Here is a 26,465-nt window from a genome sequence, read left to right as displayed (position 1 = left end):
TTTATAGATATTTTACAAAACTTGACATTATTCAGTTCCATTAGTTGCTTGAATCATGCCTACCTATTTAATGGGTAATGGATAATTTGGCAAACGCTAGCAATTAAAGTGATCCCAGCCCTGAACGCTACTGGGTATGACACTAACTATTGGTTTTCATGATCACTTTAAAAAGCGATCGCATCCCATTCTTCACCGAATCAATCTAACCCAAAAAAACAAAACTCAATAAATTAGGGGGTTAAACCCCTCAACTGTTCTCAAACAACTGGGTTCAAGATTTTAGTTAGATGCCCTAAATTGTTGTTAAAGTCCATTGTTCCATTGTAGCAGGAATTACCAAATTAAGCCATCAGCACCCTACCTATCTCAGGGCTAAAGCAATGCTGGTGTATCTAATACAGAAAAAGGAAGACAAGGAAGACAAGGTTGACTTGGAAGAAAGACAAAATAACCAAACCATATCATCTTCCTCCCCCTCTACCCTCTCCTCTGCCTCTCCTCTTACTCATCCAGAGTCTAAACGAATCAAACAGCCCTGCTAGCTATAGGGGATAAAAGGATTAAAACTACTTTTGACTTATCCCAGCACTAAAGTAGGGGGGATTCTCAGCGGTTGTTCCAAAGCGGTTTAAAACCAAGCTACTCAACTGAAAGTAGCTGTCACTAGACTATCTTCCCAGTGGGAGCAGTCAACAAGCCCCTACAAGCTCAACTATGCTGACCTTAAGGCCACATACATTGCGCTTACTTGTATCTTTTAGTTTGTATCTTGTAGTTTTTTGCTGACCTTGCGGGTTTTTCACCGCTATTTGAGTCATTAACTACAAATTACACCGATTTACTATACCCTACTATACCAGAAAAAAGGAATAAAAAGCTGGTGTTAAGCTGCCACCCACCCCATTCATCTGGTGGTCGCGCATACCCCCTGAAATAGCTTTTGTAAAACAAATACGTAAGCCCTGCTTAAAAACGACTTGCCCCTCCAAATCAATTTGGACAGGGTTGAGCATCACTATCAAGACTGAGATAGTTTCTGTCTGGTGTTTTACTACTAACGTTTACACCACAGGGCGTAAACGCTGGTTCGCTCTCCACACACTACCTCTAATTTTGAACTATGAAACCCTATGCCGAGCATAATTTAGGTGCCCATGTATTTTGGAATCCTTATCAGCCTAATAAACCATTAACACTCTTTTATAAAACTGCTCACCCTGTACCGGATAAACGTTTGTATCGTAAGGGTAAACGGTTACGCTTAACTGTCCAGGTTTCTCTAGTCGTTTTAACACTAACCTTGATGCTGTCAAAGGTGATGCTAGTCCTGTTAACATACGTATTTTCATCTCCAGCTACTGCTCACTAACTATAATGGTTAATGGTTAATTGACGATTAACCATTAACCATTAAAAAAAAGCAATCAACCATATTAGAAGTTATTAACCGGACTTCATATCATCTCATGTTCTGATCTAGAAGCTTTTTCACCTTCATGGTTGCTGAATCGGTTGTATAGTAGTCCTGATGGTGATAATAGGAGCTAGTTGCGTAGTTTTCAACATCATTAGCAACAATACCTAAAAGATTAGTCCTAGAGGTTTTGAGTTCATCCAAGGCTTGGATTAGAACTGAGCGGTCAGTCTTATTTAATCTACCTACCAAGACCATACCATCCGTGTTAGCTGCTAGGAGGCGGCTATCAGCAAGTCCGATCACGGGAGGTGTATCATAAATAACTAAATCAAAAACAGCATTAAAATGCTCCATCAAAGTTCTCATCTTTGGCGCACATAGTAACCGAATCGGATCCTGTGCTGGGGAACCAGCAGTTAGCACATGAAGATGATCCCACATGGGCACTTGCTGGATGGCTCGGTTAGCTTTGATCCGCTTACTAAGGACGTTACTCAAACCAAGTTGATTGTTCAAACCAAAAATTTTATGTACCCGGGGACGGCGCAGATTTGTATCCACCAGTAGCACCCGCCTACCCATAGCAGCAGCCACTATAGCTAGGTGGACAGCAACGGTAGATTTACCGTCTTCTGGTCTAGCTGAGCTAATCACAATCGATTGGATTGGCTTATCGCAGCCCAGTAAGCCGATATTGCGATGGAGGAACCGGAACGCCTCTAAAAAGGGAGAAGCTTGTTGCAGTTTTGGCGTTGAGTTATTTTTCTGTACCTTAGGGAAGCTAGGAACAAAAGGTATACCTTTGCGACTGGTTGATGAGTTGGTGGGCTTAAGTGCTTGATGGTAAGGAATAACACCAATAAGAGGCAATTGGGTGCGATGTTTAAGTTCGTCGGGAGAGTGAAACACATGGTCTAAGCGCTCCATCAACCACCCTGTTCCTGCACCCAGTAATATACCTGCGATCGCTCCCAAAATAATTTGAAGTTCCTGATGTTGTGGAATGGGATATTGAGGCTGTTTGGGTTTGAGAATAAGTTTCCAAGAATAAGGCTGGACCCTTTCCTTAAGGGCCAACAGAGTGTCTAATCGTTGGGTTGTCTCTGTAAGTTTCTGCCGTAAACTGGTGTACTTTGGATCTATCACCAACATCTGTTTCATGTCTTGCTCAAGACTTTCTTCTTCCTCAGCAAGAGCTTCTTGTCGTGCTTGCAAAACTGATATTTGGATGCTTTGATCTACCAGTTGTTGAGTGAGCTGCTGGTGAATTGAATTGGGTGATACCTTAGGAACATCTGTATCTGTAAGTTTGATCCCCAGTACCTGTTCAGCTTCAGAGCGTAACAGGGATAAGAAATTATACTTTTGCTGCTGTAGGGTCTTGATGGTGGGACTGTTTGGAGTATAGCGGCTTGACTCGATAGCAATCTCAGCCTCAACCTCTTCTAGGTGGTTGAGCATCTTTTGGTAGTAAGGGTTTTCAGCCAAAGTCACTTGAGCCAGAGCTAACTCCGAGGCGCGAGAGTCCTTGACCTGATTTGATGACAATCCTAGCTTTTGAGAAATGATCTGGTAGAAGGACTGAGCTTCCTGAAGCTGGATGTCAGTATCTAATTGCTGTTGCTTAATCTGGCTAATCTGAGTTGAAAGCTGCTGTTTTTGATGATCATAGTCGATTAACTTGTACCCTAGCTCCAACTTCAGCAGTTCTTCCTCCAGTCTGTCTACCTCTTGGCGTACTTGAGGCAACTCTCTATTTGCTAGCTCAAGGTCTTTGTGATGGTAACTTGCTTCTTGTTGGCGGGAGTAATTGATATAATTATCGGCAAGCTGCTTTAAAACAAAGTGAACTTTTTGAGGATCACTATCCCGGTAACGAACTTCTAAGACACTAGTTCCTTCAATATGTTTGATCCTCAGGTGATTATTCTTGACTAAAGACTTGTAGCTAGTTTTGCCATAGCGCTTGTTTATTTCCTCAATCACGGGAGTGATGAGTTTCTCACTACGCAGTACCAGCATTTGGGTTTTATAAGCCAAGGTTTCAAAAGCTGGTGTCGATTGATTTTCATCATCATCCTGTGCTGTCAGAGGCTCCAGACTGAGTCGGAACTTGCCTTCGTACAGAGGTTTCTGATTAGAGGTCCATAAAAAAATACTAGCTGTTATCGTAATTGCTACACCAGCAGCCACTAAAAAGCGACGCCGTATGATCGTCCAAATCTCCTCTAGCTTACGCCCATCCTGATAGTATTTTGAGTTTCTAGTGTGGTAGATGACGGGCTGTGAGTGGATATATTTACCATTCCCCTGTGGGAAAAGCTCTGATTTATTGCCCATCTCTATATGTGCCTTTTGATTTATTGGTTTAAGTTATGTTCAAGAGTAACTGAAGCTATGGCTAATCGCTCCCCTATCATACCTTCGGTAGTTGCCACTAACCATCAGCTCTGTAGTTAGTTTGTGTTAACAAACTAGTTTTTGACACTAGAACTGGAAAATTTTACGCAAAACTTATCAAATATCCGGATAAAATGAAGGAATGGTTAAGTTAGGGCAATAGTGTTTGCTGGTACCAAGTGACATTCATAGGTAGCACTATCTACCTATCTCCCCATTACCTTGTCGTAAGCATTTAGCCGTCAGCCGTGAGCTTTTAGCTCACGCTACTTGAGGTGCCGTCAGCTTATTTTTCAAGTAGCGATGCAGCGCGGTCTTGGGGAGCCAGTGCGGTCTTGGGGGTTCCCCCTATGAGCAACTGGCGTGGTTTCCCCCACTCGCGCTTTGCATGGCTGACAGCGTGCGCTATGGGCATAAACTGTTCCCGTAGCGTGACCACAGGCCTTTAGCCTTTAGCCTTTAGCTGATAGCTGATAGCCTTTAGCTGATAGCCTTTAGCTGATAGCTGATAGCTGAATGCTTACACCTTGTCCTCCTGTCTAGCTAAATAACACTTGAAGAATGGAATTGAGTTTAGTAGTATGGTTTTGAATTTAAGTTATAAATATAAAAAGGAAAAGGTCAATGGTTATAATTCCTTGCCCTTTCCCCCTTTACTAAACTTTTACAGTGTAATCAGGAAGCAGTTATACAAATTATTCTCTTAAAATATTGCCCCTGACAATGAAAAACTGATCATGGGGTATTTGGCTCGAATCAGATCAATTTTCCCTTTTTCCATTGACGAGTGATCAAGCAAAGCTAGAAAAGCCCATATCTAGAGGGATATCTTGTAACCTTCCAGGACCGACTGCTTGAATAGCTTCTTTGAGAGACATATCTCCGGTGTAAAGCGCACGACCAACAATTACACCGCTAACGCCTAGAGATTCGAGAGTAAGTAGACTCAACAGATCAGTGATTGAACTGACACCCCCAGAGGCAATCACGGGGATCGATATATGACTTGCTAGTTCCCTTAGAGCGTCTAGGTTTGGTCCAGACAGAGTTCCATCCCGGTGAATGTCGGTGTAAATAATCGTAGTTACTCCCAGCTGAGTCATTTGTTCAGCTAGGTCAATTGCTGCAATTTCTGAGGTTTCTAACCAACCGTGAGTGGCCACCCATCCCTGACGAGCATCAATACCAACTACAATCTTCCCTGGAAATTCAGTGCAAAGCTGTTCCACTAGGGAAGGGTCTTCCACCGCTGCCGTTCCTATAATGACTCTATCGACGCCTAGAGTCAACAGTTGAGTGACTCCGGAGCGGGAGCGTAATCCACCACCGACTTGCACTGGCACAGGTACCGCCTGCACAATTGCTTCGATGGCCTTAGTATTAACTGGCTTACCCAGTTTTGCACCATCCAAATCAACGACATGCAGCCTTGATGCACCTTGTTCAACCCATTGTTTCGCTACCTCGACTGGGTTATCGTTAAATATTTGCGCACGTTGGTAGTCTCCCTGGACTAACCGCACACATTTTTCTTCAAGTAAGTCTATAGCTGGAATAACATCCATGACTAAATTTCCCCCTAACCTATACTGAACTACCGCATACTGAACTACCGCACACCAATCCCAGCAGGTATGGTGTAGGCTTCTGACATCACGGGGGTAGCCCAAGTCTAGGAGTTACGTCCTCGATTTGGTCTTAGATCCCCTGCAAGCCACTTCTTTCTGGCTACCCTTGCCAGTAGTAGTCGTTATTGTTCGATTGAAGCACTACCACTGGGCAATTCTGCCAGAATCTTAAACCGCACATGATTAATGGCTAACTCACCAATAGAAATATCTTCCTTTTTCACAGGCACCCCTTGACTCTTCAGGATTTCAAACTTAATTCCTTTACCGATCTCTATATGGTACCAGGCAAGACCCATCAAAAACCGAGTGGGATAAGGACCCCCTTCAACCGTATCATCAGCACTCGATTCCATCGGTAGCCAGCCGATTGTTGGGATATAAAATTCCATCCAAACATGATTAAAATCTGGTACTAAAGGAATACCAATTTGGTCAGGATGGGGAGGGCATTTGTAACGACCAACAGTGCGGCACGCGATACCATTAAGGCGTCCCAAAGCTAGCAATACTCCCAAATACTCGCCGCAAGACCCCACACCCCTTCGTAGCACAATGTCAGGAGTATCTATTTTAGGGGTCACGTGGTAGGAAAGTTTGTCGTAGACATAATTGCGAATACTGTAGACTTGCCGCAACAGATTCGTTTCGCTACCAATTGCTTCTTTAGCCGAACGGCGGATGATTTCTGTATCCATGGCTAACTTGTCATCATCCACCAAATAACGGTTCTGAAATTCTGGCGGTAACTCAGGCAACGCCTCCATATCCCGTGGTGTCAGGCGGTACTTGATACTCCAGACTTCTAGGAGTGCCTTCCAGCCAAAGATATGGCGTTCCCCTGGCTTGAGATTGTCAAACTTAAAGACGGCAACTTGCTGACCATCTTGAACGTCTATAGTAAAGGGTATACCTACGGGTTCGACTTTTGAGACCTTTTGTCGGTCAGTTTCCGATGGCAAGGCAATTCGCCATTCCAAATCATTCAACTCGATATCCTTGAGGGGGTCAAGTTCCTCGACGTAGGACATTTCGATTAAATAGCCATTGGAGAGTGCATAGCGACCTTCCGGATTGTAGGTAAAGTGTAACGGATGAATAAAAGTGCGATCGCGATACTGCAATTCATAATTAGGATCAGCGTTAGGGTTATCGCGGATGTAAGCCTCCTCAGTTGCATAAGCAACATAGAGGGTATCCTCTCCCGTCTGGGGGTCAGAACAAAACGCTAAGCCAGTAGGATTTTCAAAGGGGGTGAGTACACTGAACTGAATTTCGCCAGTTGCTCGATCAAGACAGTAAACTGTCTGTTCTTGGTCATCAGATACCCACAGTTCTTCATCGCGAATTGTTATATGTTCAATGCCAACTCCCGGAGAACGCAATCGGGTAATTTCATGACCTGTATTTATGCTATATATAATAATATATCCCAGTTTTTTACAGGTAACATAAACCGTTGAATCTTTAACAGCGATTCCATTAGGATTGGAAGGCAAATCAACAAAGTGTTGCAGGGTTATTTTTTTATTTATATGGCAAAAATATACACTATCTTGTAACGTTAACCAGAGGGTTTCTCCTGCCACTGCTAAACCAGTAACACCGACTAAATCTGACTCACGATCTGGATTCAAAATCGTTGTGTTATCAGTAAAGGGATCAATTTGTAGTAGATAACCCTTTATCGAGTCGATAGCAATTATTTTTTCTCTCCAAAATGCTATACCTTGCAGGGAAGATGCTCCAATTGGTCGGATAGTTTTGTCTAATTTTTGTCGTTCTTTAAAAAATGGATATGAATTCAGAATCATGAGTAAATCCGATGAAGATCAGATGAAGATTTAGACAAAATTATAAGCTTAGAGTGGCGATGTCTCAAATACCTGAAGTTATTGTTAAAATGATGCAGGTAAGGACTGAAAACCTGATCCTCTTAGAGGGGTTACGGGTGCCTCCAAGGGCTGTTGTTCTGCCATACTTCTCACTTATCCTGCTTACTTAAGAGAAACTTGGCTCTATCAGGGAATAGTTTTATCATGGCTTGGTTAACACGTTCATCAAAATTTACGGTCTTAACGGTTGCTTTGGCTTTCAGTCTGGCAGTCAATCTTCCAGCCCAGGTACAAGCTCAGGCGAGTTCTTCCCTAGGGAGGGAACTGATTGAGAAGATACCGAACCACTGGGAAAGTATATATTTATCTGAATTTGATCCACCTCCTACAGGCGAACCCTCGGATCTAGGACGTCCTGGAGGAACTAGGGGTCCTGGAGGAACTAAGGATTCCAAATGCCAGAAATCAAACCTCAAAAATCCTGTAGCGTTGGTTCCCAGTTCTGGGATCGGAACAACGCTTGCTAAATACCCCACTTTCTCTTGGTATATGCCCTGTATGGAATCAGCATCAGGGGTATATTTAAAGTTTGTGCTGAAAGATGCCTATGGAAAGGAGCTTTACTCAGTCAAGTATCCCTTACCCCATAGGGTAAATGCTGGAATTAGGAGTATAACGCTTCCTACCTTTGTTAACCTACCTCCCTTAGAAGTTAATCAGAAATATTACTGGCAGGTAGGATTGATTGATCCGGTCTACTCCTCAAACAATATCTATATTGATGGTGGGGTCAAGCGAGTTGAAGAAAATCCAAACCTGGCGCAGCGTTTAAAGCAAGCAACCCCCCAACAGCGTGTTGTGATCTACGCAAATGATCGGCTTTGGTACGAAACATTAACGACTCTGGTAGAGTTGCGAAGGCAGCGCCCCAATGACAAGAACTTGGCAGAAGCTTGGAACAAACTCCTGGCTTCCGTCGGGTTAGGTGCAATTGCCGAAAAACCCTTGTTTGAACATGCCAGTAAGACTCACAACTAAATAACGAAATAATATATTAGGTTATTATTACCTGTATTAATACAACGTATGAATACAAATCGGTATAATAACACTCAAGACCCTGACCAAAAAGAGATTCTCAGTCCTATAGCCCAAATTCTCCAACAAGACTATCAAAGGTTCCCAGCTGACCAAACTTATAGCATCTACGCCTCAGACGTCTATTTTAAAGACCCCCTCAACCAATTTCGCGGGCTTGAGCGTTATAAAAAAATGATTGCCTTTATCAATCGCTGGTTCCTCGAGCCCCATCTAGATTTGCAACACATTTCCCAGTCAGGAGATACAATTAAAACCCGCTGGACTCTGAGCTGGACTACGCCATTACCCTGGAAACCTCGAATGACTATTCCTGGCTGGAGCGAGTTAAAGCTGAATGCTGAGGGATTAATTGTTTCTCATATAGATTATTGGGACTGTTCACGCCTGGACGTACTGAAGCAGCTTTTGTACAGTAATGTAAAGTAAATAAATGTAAACTTTTCTCAGAACAGCTGGAGCATACCATGCGCGTAATTTTGATGACCGGTAAAGGAGGAGTAGGAAAAACCTCTGTAGCCGCTGCTACTGGCTTGCGTTGTGCCGAGTTAGGCTACAAAACCCTAGTTCTGAGTACTGACCCAGCTCACTCCCTAGCAGATAGTTTTGATATTGAACTAAGTCATGACCCCCGATTAGTCCGCCCCAACCTTTGGGGAGCAGAACTTGACGCTCTGATGGAATTGGAAGGAAACTGGGGAGCGGTTAAGCGTTACATTACCCAAGTGCTGCAAGCTAGGGGCTTAGATGGGGTACAGGCAGAAGAATTAGCCGTTCTTCCTGGTATGGATGAAATTTTCGGTCTCGTCCGCATGAAACGTCACTACGATGAAGACGAGTACGATGTTCTGGTTATTGACTCAGCTCCTACTGGTACTGCGCTACGGTTACTGAGCTTACCAGAAGTCAGTGGCTGGTATATGCGCCGTTTTTATAAGCCACTACAAAGTATGTCAGTTGCTCTGAGACCTTTGGTTGAACCGTTATTCAAACCCATTGCTGGCTTTTCTTTACCAGATAAAGAGGTCATGGATGCTCCCTATGAGTTTTATGAACAAATTGAAGCCTTAGAGAAGGTACTCACTGACAACCAACAAACATCAGTGCGTCTGGTTACTAATCCTGAGAGAATGGTGATTAAGGAGTCCTTACGAGCTCATGCTTACTTAAGCCTATACAACGTTGCCACTGATCTAGTTGTTGCGAATCGGATCATTCCTGACCAAGTAACTGACCCATTTTTCCAACGCTGGAAAGAAAATCAGCAACAGTATCGCCAAGAAATTCACGACAATTTCCGGCCTTTACCCATTAAAGAAGTTCCGCTCTATTGTCAAGAAATGTGCGGTATTGAGGCGTTGGAGCGTCTGAAAGAAACCCTGTATGGTTCAGAAGATCCCACTCAAGTGTATTACCAAGAAAACACCATTAGAGTAATACAGCATAAAAATGAGTACAGCCTAGAACTGTACCTACCTGGTATACCCAAAGACAAAATACAGCTTACTCAAACAGGAGATGAATTGAATGTTCGCATTGGTAACCATCGCCGCAATTTAGTCCTCCCCCAAGCTTTAGCTGCCCTAAAACCTTCAGGAGCCAAGATGGAAGAGGATTATCTAAAAATCAAATTTGCCACTGGTGCAGTTAAGATTTGATCATGCCTTGTAGAATTGGAGTCAATCTACAAAGCACTGAATTAACCCTTTCTTAGATCCTGAGCCATTTTGAGGAAAGGATCCAGGCTGGAGTCAGGGCGACGGCGTTGAGAGCTTACCTGACCGTTTTGTCCTGATGTAGCTCCAGACTCGGATGTAGCTCCAGACTGGGAAGCCGGCTCAGAAGTGGCCATAGGTGTCTGATTTTGGGAAAGGGTGACTTTATCCGTAGCAGAGATCTGCTCTACCACTTCACCCCTTAAAACAGCAGTTTTGGTCTTGGGATAGGATTTCTTGACCTTAACGCTGCTGCGCATGTAGTCAATGTTTCCCATTGTTTTGGCTTCATCTGTGTCCAAGAAATACTCTTTGGACTGGTTAGCTTCTATAGACTGTGCCATATCCTGGCGGTCCTCATCAACGTACTTGGTCTGAGAGTTGAACAAATTGCCAAAGAGTCCCATAGTTAATTTTTCCTGCCTCTAGGTAGTCTCTTGTTACTTTATGTTAAATATTATAAATATTTATATCACAAATTTTCTGTAAAAACTGATATCAACACAAAAAAAACCAGCCACTGACAGAGAATGTCCTCTGTCAGTGGCTGAGGGAATTAGTTAGGGTGCATCTAGTACTTCTGTATCCAGCTGGGTTGTAATCCAATCAGGAAGCCAAATTAAAGATGGGGTGGAACCCCACCCCGCGCTTATTCAAAGCGGTAGGGAACGCACACCAAGAGAGTGATTGCTTACAGGGCAGATGCCTAGGGCATATCGCCACCACTGGCTATAAGTTTAGAGACACCTTATTTGTAGGCTAGAATACTTAGTTGATATTTAGCGTCATCCGCTCTTTAGCCTCACATCTCAATGCTACCCCATGAGTGTGAGATGAATCGCGCACAGGAACTGTGTTGCATAGGTTGAAAAATGCTATACTGAAAATAGTAGGGAAGACAAATTAAGAGCTAACCGCCACCTACTTGCCTCAAAATTGAACTTTTTTGTATTGTAAGGCGTGGGTCGGGGCATCCCGGAGACGAAACCTTAGAAGAGTGGAGCCTTAATCATAAAGTTTTAACCAAAGGTGCGCTTTCCGTTGGCGAATTAAATTCGCCACGGGTCGCACCTCTTTTATGCATAGCCTGCTAACCATAAAGGCTCCACTCTTCTTGCGGTAACTTCTGACCGTATCGTTAATAAAGCTTGCTGAGTATCCTAACCAATGGGCGGAGTTGGCAAGAAGCCCACACTGAACCGTGCTTGTCAGTCTGGGAGTATGTCACTTAATAAGAAACGCCACGATATTTGAGGTTGACTTTGTCTTGCACAAGTGGTATAGGATGGGCACTACCCAATCGGTAATTCACTCCCCGATACTTGCCAGTCAAGTCAACTGCTGTGGTGGAAACTTCGCAAGGATGGTATTGGTAGCTAACACCGCGATAAGAAAGTTTCATAGTCTTCGCCTCATAGTGTGATTGTAGTGATAAGAGGCGCGTTCCGATACTTTTTAGCTACCAAAATCTACCAAAGGCAAATCAAGGCTCACTAATGCAAGCTGATTTCTCAGCCAGGGGGTATCTCCCAAGGCTCGTAGAAATATTCCACGAGCGCCGTTAATGTCTCGTTCGCGAAGCGTGACCTTCGGTCAATCCATTGATCTACCATCAACTTTTGATTTAATAATTTTGCTGCCACCGATATTGACCAATTCCCCAGTCCAGCTAACTGTCTTACTCGTATAGGCTTCACAGACGTCTACGACGACTTTCCCAGTTTCTTGGGCTTTATGTTTTAGAGATTCTTTAAAGCGATAATGAGCAAAAGAAAGCATATTGCGAACTGTCTTCGATCTAATTTTGCGAGTAGTCTTTTTGGACATCTGGGAAGTCTCAAAAGTGGGAAGCAATATCACATCGAAGTTGTCAACTAAAAACCTAGCCGCTTTATGGTGAAGCTCGTTTACAAGATTTTGGAGCCTGATGATCATCCGTCTAGCGGCTTTTATCATTCGGCGTTTTTGTCCTTTCTTAGCTTTACTTATTCGAGACAAAAGGTTGTCGAGATGAGAACAAATCCTTTGAATCTGGGAGAAATCACCATCACCAATCTTTCCAACAGAAGTCTCACTAAAGAATGTCAAAAAGCGATGCAGCGCGGTCTTGGGGGTTTCCCCCATGAGCGACTGCATCAAGACAGTCCTAACTCCGGGGTCTAAAGCGACTACTCTGCCTTGGTTCTCGGCTCTAGTATTAGTTGCTTCATGGGGAACTACCAGGTAGTAGTTCCCGTTGGTGCTAGTCAATCGACAATCACAGATATTGTCAGGCAGAGTCTCGGCAAAGGTAATTTCTCCAAGCTTTGTGTGATAGATCCCTTTACTGGACACTGCTGACTTAGGGATATAGCAAGACTGGACAGGGTTCTTGCGAGATCTAAATCTTACCCGATTGATTTGTGAAGTCTTTTTGTACTTCTTTTTGGCTTCCCTAACAGCAGTGCAAGCATCCTTTATCGCTATAGATTTGATTTGATAGGGTACTGCTTTGCACCACTCAGGGAGGTCAGTTAATATCCCAGTCTTGATGGCTTTCCAATTAGCTTTGGTTTCACCATCAGAGAGTATTTTGACGGTTTTATTGAAAACATAACGGGAAACTCCAAACCACTTACGAGCTGTTAAACGTTGCTCAGGGTTTAGGAACACTCGAATCTTCTTTGATTTTCGAACCGTACTTTCGGAGTCCGTGGACGCGGCAAGAGAAGACGTGAATAATGGAGAGAAGATCTGCGGTAAGTTCCGACTCGGGACAGCTTTCAGGTTGGTCGAGAACCAGGATTTTTCCACCGTTGAGACTGACCGGAGATGAAACCTTAGAGTAGTGCAGCCTTACTACAAAACCAAGACCCTATGCTGCATAATTTACCCACTATAAAGGCTGCACTACTCTTACGGTAACTTCTAACCAAGTACTCAATGAGTTCAAACCCAAATCTGGTAAGTCGGTCTCTACAGGCAACAATAATTGTGAGCTGATCTCCGCGCACAATTCGCTCCAGTATGGCTTTAAGTCCTTTCCTTTTGTAGTTGAGTCCCGACCCGATATCTTTGATGATTTCCGCTCCTGGGAAGAGGGAGTGTAGGTAGGCGACTTGGCGTGCGAGGTCGTCTCTTTGCTTGGTAGAACTAACTCGGCAATAACAGATTGTGGTTGGCTGTCTTGGTTGTCGCCGCCCAAGACTAAGTAAGCTTTCTGTGTCAAAAAATCTAGTTCCCCCTGGGGTTTTTTCGCATCTGATCGTCCCATCGTCTGCATACTTCCTTAAAGTGTTCCTAGAGAGTCCCGTAAGTTCGACCGCCTTACGGAGTGGCACGAGTGTCATGAATCTAATCTACCAATTTTTTGTAGATATTGGCAGATTAGTGGACAATTAAGTTAACTGTCACAAGCCTCTAAACTCGTTACCTAGATCCAGAATGAAATAGCCCTGGGCTCACCTACTTATCACCTCCTACCAGTGACTAGCATAATTGTGACCACAGTTAGAACAAGTATAATCAGATCCTTCAAACGATTTACAGTGGCAACCCGAAACACTACAAGCACCATAGCCATTGACTGGAATTAGATTTTTTTTAGTTAAAACTAGTGATACTTGAGCATTTATCGATTTTTTGTTATATTTCTTTAATGATTTATTTAAAGTAACCATTACTTACCTCCTCTTACCTATTTAAACTAATAAGACTTTGAGGATTTTTTTACCCTCAAAATTTTCCGATACTTTTTAGCTACCAGAATCTACCAAGGCAGATCCTAGCCCGCCAAGGCAAGATGCAATCGCATCCAGGGGGTATCTCCGCGCTTCTCTGACGGAATATCCCGCGAGCGCCATAAAAATGTCAAAAAAGTTATAACACCGGGATAGAGAGCGCAACTATTAAACCCTTGGTTTTCGGCTTTAATTTAAGTTACATAATAATCCCTGTCGGTGTTACCATAATTTAAGTCTAATAAATAATAAGAGTTTTTGGTAGACTCTGCGACATTTTCTCTAGCTGTTTACTAACCTTCAGGATATATCCTTACTTCCGTCTCTCCATGAAACTTGATCACCCATGCTCAAGTCATGAACAGATGAACGATTTGTGATTTTTGTATCTATTGTAACCGTTTTGTAGGTAAATCTCAATATCTTCATAAAAGTTAATAGTTTCGCGTTGTCGCCAGTTCTAACCTCAGGCGCTACAGTTATATAACTGCAAGCTTGTGGGAGTGGCAAGACTATGAGTGATAAAGGTGAAAGTTATAAACTTATTAGTGATAATCGACAAGCTCGTTTCCGCTACGAAATTTTAGAGACTTACGAGGCCGGGATTGAGTTAAAGGGAACGGAGGTCAAGTCTATCCGAGTTGGCAAGGTCAACTTGCGGGATGGCTATGGGTTGATTCGTGGTGGGGAAGCGTGGCTGCTCAATGTCCATATCTCTCCGTACCAAAATATCAACGAATATTTTAATCATGACCCCCGTCGCAACCGAAAACTACTGCTGCACCGTAAGGAAATTAATAAGCTTACCGGTAAATTAGAACAGCAAGGTTTAACCCTTGTCCCCTTAAAGATTTATTTGAAGCGCGGCTTAGTTAAAGTCAGCATTGGTTTGGGCAGAGGGAAAAAGCTCCATGATAAGCGCGAGACGATCAAGAGGCGTCAGGATCAGCGAGATATGGCAAGGGCTCTCAAACGTTATTGAAGGTTGTTCGCCAAAGGGCTTCGGTGAAGGGTAGGTTGGTAGGTTGGTGAGTTGTTCGCGTAGCGTGGCCAATAGGCCAAGGTTGGTGGGTTGTTCGCGTAGCGTGGCCAATAGGCCAAGGTTGTTTGTTTAGTACAAAACTAGCAACCTGTAACTTGGTAACTTGTAACCTCCAACCTCCAAAGCAACCTGCAAATTGTGACATACTCCCAAACTGAACCTGTAAGGTCAGTTTGGGCTTCTTGCCAACTCCACCCAACGGTATCGGCTTTCGCCGACGCTGCGCGAACGGATACGTAGGCTTGCTTTATTAACGACACGGTCAGAAGTTACCGCAAGAAGAGTGGAGCCTTTATGGTTAGTCGGCTATGGGTAAAGGGTTAAAACTTTATGATTAAGGCTCCACTCTTCTAAGGTTTCGTCTCCGGGATGCCCCTCCGCGCCGGAACAATACAAAAATTCTATTTTTTTGCTAGTTAAATAGCTGACAAACCAGCATTTTAGGCTTTGTTTATCAGTACATATATTATAGCAATTCCATACATACTCTGTGCAAAATTCATCCCACACCTATGCGCAGCATAGGTGTGGGATGAATTTTGCCGGACAGCTAAACTTTTTACGGGTCAGAATTCGGATTGACATAGAAACTGGCAATAATGGCAACGACTAGCCACCATAAGGTCTGCACTTGAGGACGGTACCAAACGGTATCTACCAGACCATGGGCGAGCATTCCTGACATGGTAGCAATGGCTCCCATCAGCCAAAATCCCTGACGATTACCTAAATTTCTCAGACGACTCAGTTGTTGCATACCTTGGTTGAAGGTGATTATCAGCAACCAAAGGAAACATAACATCCCGATCAAACCCATTTCTACGGCAGTTTCTAGGAAAATGGAATAGGCACTGAGGGCGGTATATTTCGGGCGTTGGAAAAGGGGATAGATTTTGTTGAAGGCGTTGTTACCTGGACCAATGCCAATGATGGGTCGGTCACGAATCATGTCCACCACAGCAGACCAAACATTCATGCGGAAGTTGTTACTACTATCTTCCCGACCAACAAAAATACTACCAATGCGATCGCGTATAGCTGGAACAAACATGACTGCGAGAAGCATCACCCCAGCACAACTGCTTAATAAGGCTGGCATTGCCCAAGGGCGTAATTTAGGGGGTAACTGCACACTGTACCAATACACCAGCAGGATCAAGAAGACGAAAATACAAACAACAAAACCAATCCATCCACCCCGACTAAAGGTTAGCACTAGACAAACTGAATTCACGACCACCATCGTCAGTGCTAAGGCTTTGGGGAGCAAACCCTGCCAGACAAATACTGCTGCCAAACTCAATGATACTGCTGGGATCAGATAACCAGCTAGTAAATTCGGGTTGCCCAGATAACTATAGACCCGTGTCAGTTTTGCTGCTGCTGAAGTCGGGTCTACCCAGGTAGCTAATGCTTCAGCCCCAAAAAACCACTGCCGCAAGCCGTAAATACTGACAATTAGTGAGATATGGAGAAACAGGGTAATAATCCAGCTACGAAGCGGACCGGAACGCAATACCCTTGCGATCAGGGCAAAAAACAACAAATAAAGGGTTAATTTCACCAAACCACTAGAGGCAGCCCCTTTCACCGGAGAGAGTGCGGTGGCTATAGTGGCAACACTCCAGTACAAAAAAACTAACAGATGAATGGGGCTTACCTTCGGCTTTCCTATATCATCGGATAAGGTTAGCAATACCCAGAACCCTGCACTTGCAATTAACAAGATGCCTACTAGAGCATTGGAGACAAAAGGAGCTAAACCGAACACCAGAGCAACTATCATCGCTCCTATTGGGTCAGACCACTGTAGGAGCAAGCTACTCTGACGCCAAGCATCTAGGAGTCCCACTAGGCGATACAAATAGCTAGTGGCTCGCCACCGATACAGCTGTAAATTTGATAGAGTAAACTGTTCCCAAGCTGAATTCATTGTCTATTTTTTATTTGAACCCACCCCATCTATAATCAAAGATTATAGATCAGGATTCATTCACTAAATACTAAAAAACTGTTCGACGCTTCCCGAAAAGCTGGTGTTCTCAGGGGGTCTTTAGCACTTTTGCTATCGACCACTTCAGAAAGACTAAGCAAAGTTAAATAATTTATTAACTCAGCAACACTTATCAGCCCTTAGTCTTCTATTTATGAGTTTTTTTGAGAAATACGGTCTAGGTCTGATGGCTAGATCACCTTGACACCACCGTTGCCCAGATTAGTTTAACATATGAGTCAATGAATCGGAACAGTGGTTTAACAGTTTTGATCAGGAGACTCTAATTTAGGTAAAGTAATCACGTAGCGATACCCTAACTCTGGCAAACCTTGAACAGAAATTTTTCCTCTATGGCGTTTAGCTAAATGGCAGCTTAGTAATAGCCCTAAACTTTCACGAGATTCACTATTCTGAGGTATTTTTTCCGATTCAGAACTCCAACTAGTGCTTTCTGGGTCAAAAGAACTGGATAAAAACTGATTGTCACAGAGGAAGTTAGAACTCGAAGGTAGTTCACTTATTCCCAGTCGTTCATTGATGAATGGGGTTTCTAAAGCATTAGCAACTGCTGCTGCTGCTGAGGGAGATTGTAACGGTAACTCAGAAATTTGTCCGTACATCTGAGGTAGACCATCTCCGAGCCAGGGGTGAGAAACCCAAACCGCGATTTTCAAAGACACGACATTAGCCCTGTCCAAATCAGTTTTTCGAGAGACATGGATGCGTATTTCACCCCCTGCTTCAGCCGAGTAAATCACACTGAATATGAGGTAATATAGCATTTGTCTGACCTTTTCTTTATCCAGAAACCAGATGCGATTCCCTGGCTCTACAGATAAATGCAACTTTTGTCGATGTTGCTGGGCTATCTGTGCTAAATTGTTAATTGCTTGTTGACAGAGCATTTCAATATCTACAGCAGTTAAATTTAGTTGTTCGCTGTTTTCCTCAAAAATCCCCAAGCAAAGAATTTCATCAACCATCAAGACCAGCTGACGACCACTGCAATAAACAATTTCTAGATATTCTTTTTGTTTATCAGTCAAAGACCCATAAACTTGGCGACTTAATACACTAGCCATTCCCATAATTGATGTTAGAGGTGTGCGCAATTCCTGTGTCAGCTGAGTTAGTAATTTGTACTTAATGGTGTGAACTGAGTTAAAACCAGTTATTCCATCTAGACAGATATTCTTAGGGCTATAAATTTCCCGATCAGACTCCACTTCCAGAGAGTGCTGAGCCTCTCTGGAAGAGTTAGGTAGCCAGTTAACAAAGCGGTCACGCTCTTTTTTCAAAAAATGATTCCGCTCAAATTCACTGAGACTCCAGCGAGCGGTAATTGCCAAAAACTCATAATCTTTGGTGGTAAAATTGCGAGGTACTAAATCCATAACGGCTAGGGTACCTAAACATTCTCCGTCAGCAGTTAACAGGGGTGCACCTAAGTAAGAACGGATACCGTAGTGGTGAACCAGTACACTACTAGCAAAGACAGGGTTGGCGACTGTATCATTAATCGCCAACATTTGATGACTATCTACTACATAGCTACAAAAGCATTCACTACGGGGCAACTGACGGGACTGTGCCACTCGATTCATTAGCCCGATTCTAGATAATCCCACAGCTGATTTGATGTGCTGTTGCGTTTGTACCATAAAGCCCAAAATGCAGATAGGCACATCTAAAAATCTGGCAGTAGTCTGAGTTGCCTCGTCAAAAACTGGTACTGTTTCTGCTTCGAGTAGACCTAAATCCCGAAGAGTTTTCAGTCGTTTTTTTTCCCGTTCTTTAGGAGTCAAACCATCCAGAGTACAAAAAAGTTGATTTTCTTTTGCCATAACCAACCCATTCCCCATGGTTACCTTTGGTAGCACCACAGTCCACTGGCTACTGTAGTACTACCCACAACACTTAAGGTTCCCAGATAGAGTAGTGAAGTCAACAAATTCTCAGGAAAATAAATGCTTAAATCATGCCATTTTTTTTGGTATCAGAAGCATTTTTGTGTTTTTTTCCTTCCTGACCGCTTATGGCAGTCATATCCGAGTAGACCAAGCTGGATGAGAAAGCAAAGAGGAAAATACCCGAACACCTCTGAGCTGATTGGAAAGAGGCAAATGACCTTTTGGTGCACTGAGATCCCAGATAAACTCATGGGGATATCGGGTCCAGCGATTGCCAGTTTTCCAACCAATTTTTGGCCAAAGTTTTTCCCAGTTCTTGCCCAAAGACAACCAAAGCTCCCGCTGCACAGAAAATCCAAATTTGCCTTGAGAGTGAATAACCCACAAGATATCAATAGTTTGCAAATCTGTAATCGGGAAATTGTCTACTTCGGAAAAATACAGCCATCTTCTCTGTAGAGCAGCAGCTCCTGCTAACTCACAGAGTTTTTCGAGAGTAAGACGGTCAGCTGCGAGAAAATCTTGTTTAACTAACAGCTGTTGCACGGGTGTGTAATCAATGCCTGCTTCAGAACGTAGGGGTACAACCCCAGTAGGAAAATAGGTTTGCAAAAATTCATTGGTTTTGGGCATATTGGCTTGATGGAGGGCTTGATAGGCAAAACCAGCACTGAGGATAGTCGGGTTGGCATGTTGCTCCTGTAAAAATTCCATTAACACGTCTAACCCGGCAGTGCCAGTGTTGGCAAGTTCCTGAATCAAAGCCTGTTGTTTTTTTTCAGAACTAGACTTTAGCTGGCGCTGGAGTTCGGCAACTGTGTTAGAGACTTCTGCTGGTAACCGGGCCGTTTGATCGCTCATGAAGGGTAGGGTTTGAGGTTGCACTCAAGAAGATTGAATGTGATAGGTTTTAAAGTCGAGAGTCAAGCAAGTTCATGCTTTTAACCTAGACTACGGCAAGGAACCGCTTGTATACAACCTTCAAGCTTATAATTGTCTAACCTTAAACCTTTTACGATGAACAACTTGTGCCACAATTAGTGCGATCGTAGTCCGTCAATTGTCTCGCTTCGGTGCTTCACTCTAATCGCTGCTTGAACAATTAACTTGCAGGTTAATTGTTAGGGGTTGGGGGTTAGGTGTTGGTTTAATGGTTAATGGTTAATGGTTAATGGTTAATAGTTAAGTGTGTAAGGGTGCTTAGTACCTAATGTAAGCCTGCTATCATGCCTAATGTAGCGTGCCTATACTGTATATAGGGAGACACCAGCTAGGAAGAGAGAACACCCGAGGGTATGAAAAGTTTTTTCCAAAATTGACAAAGAATCAATTTACACCCACAACAATTTACCAAATTTTAACCATTCTCTATTCTCACGTGCTTATCGAGCCTGAAGAATGCGGTTAATGATTTGAGTAGTGGAGGTAGGAAATTCAACCTGGACTAACTCAATCCGCCCCCCGTAGGATTGAACAATTTGGGCTTCTGGTAAAGTGGATAAAGTGTAGTCACCCCCTTTAACGTACACCTCTGGTTGCAGTGCTTCAATTAAACGATTAGCTGTGGTTTCAGCAAAAATCACTACCCCATCTACGGGTTTGAGAGTTGCCAGAATCTCTGCCCTCTGTATTTCAGGAACCAGTGGTCGGGAAGGATATCCTGGCTGTGATGGTTTAATGCGGTTTACTGATTGATCACTATTTAGCCCGACCACTAGAGCTGAACCCAAGGATTTGGCAATCTTTAAGTAACGCACATGACCAATGTGTAGTATATCAAAACAGCCATTAGTAAATACCAGAGGTCGCCATCGCTCTGACTCCTGGGTCATCAGCTGTTGTAATTCATCGGCAGTGTAGATTCCAGTCATCTCACTTGAAAATAGTTCTGAGTGCGTCAGGCAGACAATCCTGAGTTAAAAGGACTTACTCCGGTAGTAGGTTTGTCTACTACCAAGGCTACTTCCCTCGCCCCGAAGGAGCTGATTTCTACTTTGCCGTCTACCATATTGATTGGATTTTTTACCAGGAGAGTCAGGGGTTTTGACAGATTTTATAAGCTCTGCTACCAGGTAAGTCTTGGCTTTTACTCACTAGGGCAGTTTACTTACCAATACTATTATACATACAGGCGATTTGACACTCCCCGGCCTAAAGGCGCGGGGATTCTTGGTTCAACGAGGCAGCGTGGCTCTTCCAGGCCAGAGCCAAGAAGAGTAGAGGCCGCCTCTCCCCGAGCGTTCGGATCGACGTTCGCGTAGTGTGACCTACGGTCAATCCAAGTTCCGGTGTGCCGGAAACGAAACCTTAGTAGAGGGTCGCCTTAGTTAATAAGTTTTGACCCTTTTTCTCATAGCCAGTCCCCTGTAAAGGCGACCCTCTACTTACGGTAACTTCAAACCCCACCGTACTCAAAGCTCTCTTTAGGATATTGTTCGCGTAGTGTCGGCTGAGGCCGAAGGCCACGCTTTCGCTCCCAGGCGACGCTGCGCGAACGCGAACGCCGAATCGCAGTATTGTGATTAAACTAAGTCAGTGAGTCACCCCACTGACTTGTCTTCAGAACCGTACGTGACAATGCACGCATCATACCGCTCCTCATCATAGGACTTATCCTTGACAGTGGTACCTCTAAAACGGATTCTCATCTAACTCGTTGGGGTTAACTTTAGTTCCGTGTTTGGCATCGTGGCAATGTAGGTGTAATAATTCCAGATTTTCATCCTTGTTGCTTCCACCATTAGCGCGCGGTAATATATGATGTATTTCCAATAAATCTCCATCCTTGAAAGTAAGACCACAATCAGCGCATTTCCGGAAACGAAACCTTAGATAGTGGAGCCTTACTACAACAGACTTCAACCTTTTACGCATAACCTACCAACTATAAAGGCTCCACTATCTTACGGTAACTTCAAACCCTTCTTGCCGTTCTAAAAGCTTTCCCTTCTGAGTGGTCATCTCGGGATGCTTTCTCATTCTAGTGCTCCAATAGATTAGGTTTCCATCATAGGGACTTCTGGTATCTTTGATTTTTGTATGCCTCACGATTTTCGTTTTGGCATGTTTGGGAAGATAATTTCCCTCTTTTGTTTTGAACATCCAGTTGTTTTTTCCGATGGTTCCCCAATATTTATTGTTTACCCAGGTTTTTGATTGTAACTGCTCAATGCAATAGAGAAGTCTTGTTGAAAAACAGTGAAGTCAGAGCAATTTTTAAGAGAGTTGTGAGTAGGACTAATACTGCAAGATCTCAGAAACAGGGAATTATTTGTTCGCGTATTAAATACGCGAACACTAAAGAACTTCAAAACCCATTCACTTAGAACTTTTCACACCAATAAGTTCGGTCTTTTCCCCGTGCTTGATAGCGCCAGAAACCACATCCAGGAGCGCGACAACTCCCGTGACTTCAATTTGTTGAATTTGTAAAGATGTAGTAAGTCGAGCAGAACTAATGAGGTCTGCTCTATGTTCAAGGTCTTCAGTTTTTTCAGTGTGGGGTCGGGATTTGATTCTAGGAAATCTTTAATCCAGGAGGACTTCGACCAGAAGCCGGATAATAGTTCACATAAAGCCAATATCAGGTTATTCCCCTGCAACCGCATCGTCTCCAAAAAACTAAACATCTGGGCTACTAACTGCGCTCCCCAATCACTTAAGCGCCCCACCACTGACTTTTCGATGAACCACAATAGGCCGCAAAGCTCTTTCGGCATCATTGTTATCCGGTTTAACTTCTGGGTAACTCACTTGCCGTGAACCACTCGTGCCAATGTCGCTAAGCGTCGATTAGCCAAGCGTTATGCGTCTGATGGCCATCCCTTCCAGGGTAAACGCATCTAACTTAAGTAAGTTTTAAAAAATCTATATTTCTCATTTTAACTAGTAACAATCAAGCGATTGGAGCTGACTAAAAATTTTTGACCGCGTCCTCCCTTAGTTACCGAAATGTTAACTCATAAATTTGGGTGGATATTCGGCTTATTCTCTTGGAGAAAACTTGACTAACAAGTCCCTAGTTATTTCAGGGTAAACGCATCTAACTTAAGTAAGTTTTAAAAAATCTATATTTCTCATTTTAACTAGTAACAATCAAGCGATTGGAGCTGACTAAAAATTTTTGACCGCGTCCTCCCTTAGTTACCGAAATGTTAACTCATAAATTTGGGTGGATATTCGGCTTATTCTCTTGGAGAAAACTTGACTAACAAGTCCCTAGTTATTTACTGGCAGATGCTAAAATTTTGACTAAATAGTTATTGTCCATAGCCCCTCGATAGCGTTTCATCTTTAAAGTTCCTTTAAAGCTGGCTTCTTGTTTCATTAGATTTAAAGCTAAACGACGTAGTAAAGCCAAGTTTTTAGGAGAATTATCCTTGCGAATACGACTACTATCTTCATAAAATGTGACATATAATATCCAATGTAAGCTGTTTTAAATCCCCCAATGACTGCGGATAGCTTTAGCAATTTTATCAGCATTATTTTCCAAACTACTTATGTAAAAACGAACTTCAGTGGTTGTTTTATTCCACAAACGTCGCTCACTTCTAACCATCACAATTGTGGTTAAACCTGTCCATAGTGATTGGTTATGAAGACAGGTGAAACTAGACACATTCACCGTCCATACTTCTCTTTTTTCAATTCGATTATGCCCACTTTCTATTTCTTGATAATAACTATAGTCTTTTCCGACAAAGTCAGACTTCATCGCTAAATCAAACCAATTTTTGACTTCTTCATAAAGATTTTTTTGATTAGCTTTTAGAGCCAAAATATAATCAGCTTCTTGATGCAGTCGCTCATGGGGGAAACCACGGCAGTTGCTCATGGTTTGTTCGCGTTCGCCTTTGGCGTGGCCTACGGCCAAGCGTGGCCTACGGCCAAGTTACCGTAAGACAGTTGAGCCTTGTCAGCCATGCAAAGCGCGAGTGGGGGAAACCACGGCAGTCGCTCATGGGGGGAACCACGGCAGTCGCTCATGGGGGAGACCCCCAAGACCGCGCTGCCTCCCCAAGACCGCGCTGCCTCCCCAAGACCGCGCAAATCACGCTAATCAATAAGTTTTACCCCTTTTCTGCATAGCCGACCAACCATAAAGGCTCAACGTAATCAGGTTTCGTCTCCGGGGGGAACCACGGCAGTCGCTCATGGGGGAAACCCCCAAGACCGCGCTGCCTCCCCAAGACCGCACTGCCTCCCCAAGACCGCGCTGCATCGCTTTTTTATTAATAATTAGGGAGGTAATATCTTTTTGACACCCCATTGCATCGATAGTAATTATGCTTCCCTCAATTGATAGCATTTCTAGTAATTGAGGGATAGCGGTAATTTCATTGGATTTATCCTTAACTTTATGTTGTCCTAAGACTAATTGGTGAGAGTCAGACCATGCACTCACTGTCTTGATGCAAAGCGCGAGTGGGGGAAACCACGGCAGTTGCTCATGGTTTGAAGTTACCGTAAGATAGTGGAGCCTTGTCAGCCATGCAAAGCGCGAGTGGGGGAAACCACGGCAGTCGCTCATGGGGGGAACCACGGCAGTCGCTCATGGGGGAGACCCCCAAGACCGCGCTGCCTCCCCAAGACCGCGCTGCCTCCCCAAGACCGCGCTACATCGCTATTAACAAATATTGAACCCTTTTCTGCATAACCTGCTAACTATAAAGGCTCCACTATCTAAGGTTTCGTCTCCGGGGGAACCACGGCAGTCGCTCATGGGGGAAACCCCCAAGACCGCGCTGCCTCCCCAAGACCGCACTGCCTCCCCAAGACCGCGCTGCATCGCTATATGTAAAGCTTTTTGCTTTTGATTTCTGTCATAAGATTGTTTGAGAGTTTTGCCATCTATTGCTATGACTTCTACTCCTAATTTTTTCGTGATCGAATTAACCCAATTTAAAAAACCTTGTTGAAATTCTTCGGGATTTAGTCTAGCAAAAACTCGACTAAATGTATCATGAGATGGAATTCCATTTGGTAAATCGAGAAATTCGGATAACCATTCATATTTAGCTTGACCATAAGTTTCAATCCCAACCCATCCGTCCGCTCCACTGATGACAGCTAAAATAGCAATCGCTATAATATCTATTAATAAATGCTGTTTACTTCTGTCTATTCTTGGGTCAGTCAAGGTTCCAAAATGGTTTAAAAAAAGAGGTTTTAAGAAGTTAGTCTTATTCCTAGTGTAATCTTTTTTTTGTGGTTTTAAAGGGGGCATAAAACCATTTTTCATTTGTCAGACACGCCAACCAGTTCTTAAAAATTAGTCATGAAGTCATTATCTCATATTTGGTGCTCAACTTAACCTGGGTTGTGACTAGCACATTTTTACTTATTTGTCAATCTAATTTAGATGCGTTTGCCCTGGGTTTAAAGTATAGGCACACATCACCAAGATGAAATGTCTCATCAGGCTACGTTTGTGCCTGACTTGATATTCTTTGAGTCCCAACCATCCCGCTTGCTCCCGATAAAAGACTTCCACCCAATTTCTTTGAGCGTAAGTCTTCACCACCCATTCTGCAGTCACCACATCCGCTTCAACATTTGTCAAAAAATAGTCAATCTCTGTGGCTTCACGCTTAAGTCGGTTGATTCATGACGATGGCCAGACTTCGTTTTCCACTCAAGCGGGAAATTTTAACTTCCATTGTTGCCACCCACAGGGCTTTTGACTTATTGAGATTGAGTTTGACTTCGGTGAAAGCCTCTTTGGGTAAGCTTTCGGCTAACTTATCCACTCGATAAGTTTCCACAGATTCCTGGGCTCGGGTGACAGTAACTTTTCGTTCGCGTAGCGTGCGCCAAAGGCGGATTTTTGGCGATTCCTCCTAAATACTTGAATTTTCGATTTTCTAGTTCATTAAGGAAAGATGTATTATTTCCATAACCGGCATCAATTAGGACAATTCCCGGATGATAGCCTCGACTTAACGTCCGTTCAATTAACTTTAATGCCCGCTCTGGTTTTTTGAGAAATGAGGGGTCAATATTCCTGAGGGTAAAGAATTCTCGTGCTCATATAACTCAATATCCAACGGCAGGCTTTTTCGACCATCATACAGATGGGTTGTTACCACCACTATGCCGTTATCTACTTTGCCAATCTCTCCGATATATTGCCTTCCCACACCATCGGTGAAATTCCCACTCTTTCTATGTCCACGCTAAGTCTACAATCAAAGAGAAACCACGGGAAATTTTCGTCTGACGACAGCTATTCATCACCTGCAACCGGCGTTCGTTGATGTCCTGTTCACACCAGGAAGCCCGAACGGTAAAATGCCGTAAGCTTTGGTAAGACACATCTACGGCATTCATAGCGAGCTGAGATAGGTTTTTCCTTTCACTTTCTCCCAATAATCCTCCCAGATAGTGTCTAAACTCTTTTCTCTGGGCTTTATTGTGGAAGACATCGTCAAAACACTGACACCATCTCTCAAAGCAAGGAGGCATGGCTGTCGAAATTGTTTCTCTCATTGGATTGATTGGGACAACCGACTAACCTAAAAAGGTTATCCTATATATATTAGCACTATTTCTGTCCCTGATTATCGCGCTTAGTCCCACTAGGCTTATATACAAAGAGAGTACAAAGCAAATTGGTTAGTCTTAAGCGTAGACTAAATCAAAAATCACTAAGCTTTATATCATACCACGAAAGACTTTTGCAAGAGGTATACTATTGACG

25 protein-coding genes and 4 pseudogenes are annotated in these 26,465 nt (G+C 43.4%); 8 read left to right on the top strand and 21 right to left on the bottom strand.

What is annotated here, in order from left to right:
• Positions 1–383 precede the first annotated feature (383 nt).
• The gene (locus BJP34_RS44740; protein WP_158517526.1) at positions 384–545 is read left to right on the top strand and encodes a hypothetical protein; all 162 of its coding nucleotides are present in this window, start codon (positions 384–386) and stop codon (positions 543–545) included.
• A gap of 578 nt (positions 546–1,123) precedes the next feature.
• On the top strand, positions 1,124–1,372 hold the full coding sequence (locus tag BJP34_RS28440) for a hypothetical protein (protein WP_070395243.1): 249 nt from the start codon (positions 1,124–1,126) through the stop codon (positions 1,370–1,372).
• 90 nt (positions 1,373–1,462) lie between these two features.
• Here the strand turns inward: BJP34_RS28440 and BJP34_RS28435 are convergent, their stop codons facing one another.
• The 4 genes from BJP34_RS28435 to BJP34_RS28425 all read right to left on the bottom strand — a co-directional run bounded on the left by BJP34_RS28435 (position 1,463) and on the right by BJP34_RS28425 (position 7,262).
• On the bottom strand, positions 1,463–3,760 hold the full coding sequence (locus tag BJP34_RS28435) for a GumC family protein (RefSeq protein WP_083305389.1): 2,298 nt from the start codon (positions 3,758–3,760) through the stop codon (positions 1,463–1,465).
• A gap of 346 nt (positions 3,761–4,106) precedes the next feature.
• On the bottom strand, positions 4,107–4,259 hold the full coding sequence (locus tag BJP34_RS44735; protein WP_158517525.1) for a hypothetical protein: 153 nt from the start codon (positions 4,257–4,259) through the stop codon (positions 4,107–4,109).
• A gap of 352 nt (positions 4,260–4,611) precedes the next feature.
• Positions 4,612–5,385, bottom strand: coding sequence for a 1-(5-phosphoribosyl)-5-[(5-phosphoribosylamino)methylideneamino]imidazole-4-carboxamide isomerase (gene hisA, locus BJP34_RS28430; protein ID WP_070395241.1), 774 nt, complete (start codon positions 5,383–5,385; stop codon positions 4,612–4,614).
• Between the two features lie 185 nt (positions 5,386–5,570).
• Positions 5,571–7,262, bottom strand: a complete 1,692-nt coding sequence (locus BJP34_RS28425; protein WP_070395240.1) for a transglutaminase domain-containing protein — start codon at positions 7,260–7,262, stop codon at positions 5,571–5,573.
• A gap of 225 nt (positions 7,263–7,487) precedes the next feature.
• On the opposite strand from BJP34_RS28425, the gene BJP34_RS28420 reads away from it, so the two are divergent.
• The 3 genes from BJP34_RS28420 to BJP34_RS28410 are packed head-to-tail and all read left to right on the top strand — an operon-like array spanning position 7,488 to position 10,039.
• The gene (locus BJP34_RS28420) at positions 7,488–8,321 is read left to right on the top strand and encodes a DUF928 domain-containing protein (RefSeq protein ID WP_070395239.1); all 834 of its coding nucleotides are present in this window, start codon (positions 7,488–7,490) and stop codon (positions 8,319–8,321) included.
• A 48-nt stretch (positions 8,322–8,369) separates the two neighbouring features.
• Positions 8,370–8,810: a DUF2358 domain-containing protein gene (locus BJP34_RS28415; protein WP_070395238.1), complete on the top strand. Its 441-nt coding sequence runs from the start codon at positions 8,370–8,372 to the stop codon at positions 8,808–8,810.
• Between the two features lie 38 nt (positions 8,811–8,848).
• A complete protein-coding gene (locus BJP34_RS28410; RefSeq protein WP_070395237.1) occupies positions 8,849–10,039 on the top strand; it encodes a TRC40/GET3/ArsA family transport-energizing ATPase in 1,191 nt (396 codons plus the stop codon).
• A 41-nt stretch (positions 10,040–10,080) separates the two neighbouring features.
• Here BJP34_RS28410 and BJP34_RS28405 read toward each other — a convergent pair whose 3' ends face one another.
• The 4 genes from BJP34_RS28405 to BJP34_RS28395 all read right to left on the bottom strand — a co-directional run bounded on the left by BJP34_RS28405 (position 10,081) and on the right by BJP34_RS28395 (position 13,425).
• Positions 10,081–10,503 carry a hypothetical protein gene (locus tag BJP34_RS28405; protein ID WP_083305388.1) on the bottom strand — a complete coding sequence of 141 codons (423 nt, stop codon included), beginning with the start codon at positions 10,501–10,503 and terminating at the stop codon, positions 10,081–10,083.
• 821 nt (positions 10,504–11,324) lie between these two features.
• Entirely contained in the window at positions 11,325–11,498 is a 174-nt protein-coding gene (locus BJP34_RS37715; protein ID WP_081431351.1) for a DUF4278 domain-containing protein, read from the bottom strand.
• 191 nt (positions 11,499–11,689) lie between these two features.
• Positions 11,690–12,889, bottom strand: a complete 1,200-nt coding sequence (locus tag BJP34_RS28400; protein WP_083305387.1) for an RNA-guided endonuclease InsQ/TnpB family protein — start codon at positions 12,887–12,889, stop codon at positions 11,690–11,692.
• A 26-nt stretch (positions 12,890–12,915) separates the two neighbouring features.
• On the bottom strand, positions 12,916–13,425 hold the full coding sequence (locus tag BJP34_RS28395; RefSeq protein WP_083305386.1) for an IS607 family transposase: 510 nt from the start codon (positions 13,423–13,425) through the stop codon (positions 12,916–12,918).
• A 904-nt stretch (positions 13,426–14,329) separates the two neighbouring features.
• Between BJP34_RS28395 and smpB the strand changes: the two genes are divergently transcribed.
• On the top strand, positions 14,330–14,797 hold the full coding sequence (gene smpB, locus BJP34_RS28390) for an SsrA-binding protein SmpB (RefSeq protein WP_070395235.1): 468 nt from the start codon (positions 14,330–14,332) through the stop codon (positions 14,795–14,797).
• On the opposite strand, the gene BJP34_RS28385 is transcribed toward smpB, so the two are convergent.
• The 10 genes and pseudogenes from BJP34_RS28385 to BJP34_RS28350 form a co-directional block, all read right to left on the bottom strand.
• Complete coding sequence (locus tag BJP34_RS28385) at positions 14,784–15,002, bottom strand: hypothetical protein (RefSeq protein ID WP_149031232.1); 219 nt, start codon at positions 15,000–15,002, stop codon at positions 14,784–14,786. The genes smpB and BJP34_RS28385 overlap by 14 nt on opposite strands.
• A 414-nt stretch (positions 15,003–15,416) precedes the next feature.
• The gene (locus BJP34_RS28380; protein ID WP_070395233.1) at positions 15,417–16,790 is read right to left on the bottom strand and encodes an IctB family putative bicarbonate transporter; all 1,374 of its coding nucleotides are present in this window, start codon (positions 16,788–16,790) and stop codon (positions 15,417–15,419) included.
• Between the two features lie 320 nt (positions 16,791–17,110).
• Positions 17,111–18,697, bottom strand: coding sequence for a GAF domain-containing sensor histidine kinase (locus BJP34_RS28375; RefSeq protein WP_229424065.1), 1,587 nt, complete (start codon positions 18,695–18,697; stop codon positions 17,111–17,113).
• Positions 18,698–18,895: 198 nt separating this feature from the next.
• Positions 18,896–19,624: a GUN4 domain-containing protein gene (locus BJP34_RS28370; RefSeq protein WP_070396930.1), complete on the bottom strand. Its 729-nt coding sequence runs from the start codon at positions 19,622–19,624 to the stop codon at positions 18,896–18,898.
• A gap of 521 nt (positions 19,625–20,145) precedes the next feature.
• Positions 20,146–20,634, bottom strand: a complete 489-nt coding sequence (locus BJP34_RS28365; protein WP_070395231.1) for an adenylyltransferase/cytidyltransferase family protein — start codon at positions 20,632–20,634, stop codon at positions 20,146–20,148.
• 760 nt (positions 20,635–21,394) lie between these two features.
• A complete protein-coding gene (locus tag BJP34_RS37710) occupies positions 21,395–21,637 on the bottom strand; it encodes an HNH endonuclease (protein WP_081431350.1) in 243 nt (80 codons plus the stop codon).
• 24 nt (positions 21,638–21,661) lie between these two features.
• Positions 21,662–21,865, bottom strand: coding sequence for a hypothetical protein (locus tag BJP34_RS28360; protein ID WP_070395230.1), 204 nt, complete (start codon positions 21,863–21,865; stop codon positions 21,662–21,664).
• Between the two features lie 415 nt (positions 21,866–22,280).
• Positions 22,281–22,596 (bottom strand): annotated as a pseudogene (locus tag BJP34_RS37705) (IS66 family transposase); the annotation flags it as partial.
• 389 nt (positions 22,597–22,985) lie between these two features.
• Positions 22,986–23,123: a hypothetical protein gene (locus BJP34_RS44730; protein ID WP_158517524.1), complete on the bottom strand. Its 138-nt coding sequence runs from the start codon at positions 23,121–23,123 to the stop codon at positions 22,986–22,988.
• A gap of 78 nt (positions 23,124–23,201) precedes the next feature.
• Positions 23,202–23,600 carry an ISAs1 family transposase gene (locus BJP34_RS28350; protein WP_083305385.1) on the bottom strand — a complete coding sequence of 133 codons (399 nt, stop codon included), beginning with the start codon at positions 23,598–23,600 and terminating at the stop codon, positions 23,202–23,204.
• Here BJP34_RS28350 and BJP34_RS47940 point away from each other — a divergent pair.
• Complete coding sequence (locus BJP34_RS47940; protein WP_149031230.1) at positions 23,599–23,832, top strand: hypothetical protein; 234 nt, start codon at positions 23,599–23,601, stop codon at positions 23,830–23,832. The two genes, BJP34_RS28350 and BJP34_RS47940, sit on opposite strands and share 2 nt — an antisense overlap.
• Positions 23,833–23,987: 155 nt before the next feature.
• Here the strand turns inward: BJP34_RS47940 and BJP34_RS41175 are convergent.
• Positions 23,988–24,179 (bottom strand): annotated as a pseudogene (locus BJP34_RS41175) (ISAs1 family transposase); the annotation flags it as partial.
• 77 nt (positions 24,180–24,256) lie between these two features.
• Between BJP34_RS41175 and BJP34_RS44720 the strand changes: the two are divergent.
• Entirely contained in the window at positions 24,257–24,406 is a 150-nt protein-coding gene (locus tag BJP34_RS44720) for a hypothetical protein (RefSeq protein ID WP_158517522.1), read from the top strand.
• 151 nt (positions 24,407–24,557) lie between these two features.
• Here the strand turns inward: BJP34_RS44720 and BJP34_RS41170 are convergent.
• Positions 24,558–24,992 (bottom strand): annotated as a pseudogene (locus BJP34_RS41170) (ISAs1 family transposase); the annotation flags it as partial.
• Positions 24,993–25,148: 156 nt separating this feature from the next.
• Positions 25,149–26,254: pseudogene (locus BJP34_RS47935) on the bottom strand (IS701 family transposase); the annotation flags it as partial.
• Positions 26,255–26,465: the final 211 nt, after the last annotated feature.

The sequence above is a fragment of the Moorena producens PAL-8-15-08-1 genome, from assembly GCF_001767235.1.
Lineage (GTDB): Bacteria > Cyanobacteriota > Cyanobacteriia > Cyanobacteriales > Coleofasciculaceae > Moorena > Moorena producens_A.
The sequence above is the reverse complement of the archived record's forward strand: the minus strand, read 5'-3'. Positions and strand labels throughout refer to the sequence as shown.

Coding starts and splice junctions, on each gene's coding strand:
- BJP34_RS44740 (WP_158517526.1), top strand. CDS start 384: ATGCTGGTGTATCTAATACAGAAAAAGGAAGACAAGGAAGACAAGGTT.
- BJP34_RS28440 (WP_070395243.1), top strand. CDS start 1,124: ATGAAACCCTATGCCGAGCATAATTTAGGTGCCCATGTATTTTGGAAT.
- BJP34_RS28435 (WP_083305389.1), bottom strand. CDS start 3,760: ATGGGCAATAAATCAGAGCTTTTCCCACAGGGGAATGGTAAATATATC.
- hisA (WP_070395241.1), bottom strand. CDS start 5,385: ATGGATGTTATTCCAGCTATAGACTTACTTGAAGAAAAATGTGTGCGG.
- BJP34_RS28425 (WP_070395240.1), bottom strand. CDS start 7,262: ATGATTCTGAATTCATATCCATTTTTTAAAGAACGACAAAAATTAGAC.
- BJP34_RS28420 (WP_070395239.1), top strand. CDS start 7,488: ATGGCTTGGTTAACACGTTCATCAAAATTTACGGTCTTAACGGTTGCT.
- BJP34_RS28415 (WP_070395238.1), top strand. CDS start 8,370: ATGAATACAAATCGGTATAATAACACTCAAGACCCTGACCAAAAAGAG.
- BJP34_RS28410 (WP_070395237.1), top strand. CDS start 8,849: ATGCGCGTAATTTTGATGACCGGTAAAGGAGGAGTAGGAAAAACCTCT.
- BJP34_RS28405 (WP_083305388.1), bottom strand. CDS start 10,503: ATGGGACTCTTTGGCAATTTGTTCAACTCTCAGACCAAGTACGTTGAT.
- BJP34_RS37715 (WP_081431351.1), bottom strand. CDS start 11,498: ATGAAACTTTCTTATCGCGGTGTTAGCTACCAATACCATCCTTGCGAA.
- BJP34_RS28395 (WP_083305386.1), bottom strand. CDS start 13,425: ATGACACTCGTGCCACTCCGTAAGGCGGTCGAACTTACGGGACTCTCT.
- smpB (WP_070395235.1), top strand. CDS start 14,330: ATGAGTGATAAAGGTGAAAGTTATAAACTTATTAGTGATAATCGACAA.
- BJP34_RS28385 (WP_149031232.1), bottom strand. CDS start 15,002: ATGTCACAATTTGCAGGTTGCTTTGGAGGTTGGAGGTTACAAGTTACC.
- BJP34_RS28380 (WP_070395233.1), bottom strand. CDS start 16,790: ATGAATTCAGCTTGGGAACAGTTTACTCTATCAAATTTACAGCTGTAT.
- BJP34_RS28375 (WP_229424065.1), bottom strand. CDS start 18,697: ATGGCAAAAGAAAATCAACTTTTTTGTACTCTGGATGGTTTGACTCCT.
- BJP34_RS28370 (WP_070396930.1), bottom strand. CDS start 19,624: ATGAGCGATCAAACGGCCCGGTTACCAGCAGAAGTCTCTAACACAGTT.
- BJP34_RS28365 (WP_070395231.1), bottom strand. CDS start 20,634: ATGACTGGAATCTACACTGCCGATGAATTACAACAGCTGATGACCCAG.
- BJP34_RS37710 (WP_081431350.1), bottom strand. CDS start 21,637: ATGCGTAAAAGGTTGAAGTCTGTTGTAGTAAGGCTCCACTATCTAAGG.
- BJP34_RS28360 (WP_070395230.1), bottom strand. CDS start 21,865: ATGTTCAAAACAAAAGAGGGAAATTATCTTCCCAAACATGCCAAAACG.
- BJP34_RS47940 (WP_149031230.1), top strand. CDS start 23,599: ATGGTTTGTTCGCGTTCGCCTTTGGCGTGGCCTACGGCCAAGCGTGGC.
- BJP34_RS28350 (WP_083305385.1), bottom strand. CDS start 23,600: ATGAGCAACTGCCGTGGTTTCCCCCATGAGCGACTGCATCAAGAAGCT.
- BJP34_RS44720 (WP_158517522.1), top strand. CDS start 24,257: ATGCAAAGCGCGAGTGGGGGAAACCACGGCAGTCGCTCATGGGGGGAA.